General features: G+C 40.6%; 1 pseudogene. It reads right to left on the minus strand.

From position 1 onward, the window contains the following. A pseudogene (locus AAEO58_RS12290) lies at positions 1 to 663 on the minus strand (gliding motility-associated C-terminal domain-containing protein); the annotation flags it as partial.

Below are 663 nucleotides of genomic sequence, written 5' to 3' on the forward strand. Positions count from 1 at the left end.
TCTGGATTCTCAAACTCTGTATCTACTGAATCACCATCATCATCTACATCTAAGTAGTCTGGTGTACCGTCTCCATCTGTGTCTTGAGCGTCAGCTGGGTTTCCGTCTCCGTTTGGATCTGGATTCTCAAACTCTGTATCTACTGAATCACCGTCATCGTCTACATCTAAGTAGTCATCTATACCATCGCCGTCTGTGTCTTGTGTAGCTCCTGTATTTGGATTACCATCACCATCAGCATTTGGATTTTCGAATGTAGTGTTTACACCGTCGTTATCGTCATCGATGTCTAAGTAATCATCTATACCATCTCCGTCTGTGTCTTGTGTAGTTCCTGTATTTGGATTACCATCACCATCAGCATTTGGATTTTCGTAGAATGTATTTACTCCGTCGTTATCGTCATCGATGTCTAAATAATCATCTATACCATCTCCGTCTGTGTCTTGTGTAGCTCCTGTATTTGGATTACCATCACCATCAGCATTTGGATTTTCGTAGAATGTATTTACTCCGTCGTTATCGTCATCGATATCTAAATAATCATCTATACCATCTCCGTCTGTGTCTTGTGTAGTTCCTGTATTTGGATTACCATCACCATCAGCATTTGGATTTTCGTAGAATGTATTTACTCCGTCGTTATCGTCATCGATGTCTAAA

Origin of the sequence: Flavobacterium helocola (genome assembly GCF_038289885.1) — a bacterium.
Lineage (GTDB): Bacteria > Bacteroidota > Bacteroidia > Flavobacteriales > Flavobacteriaceae > Flavobacterium > Flavobacterium cheniae.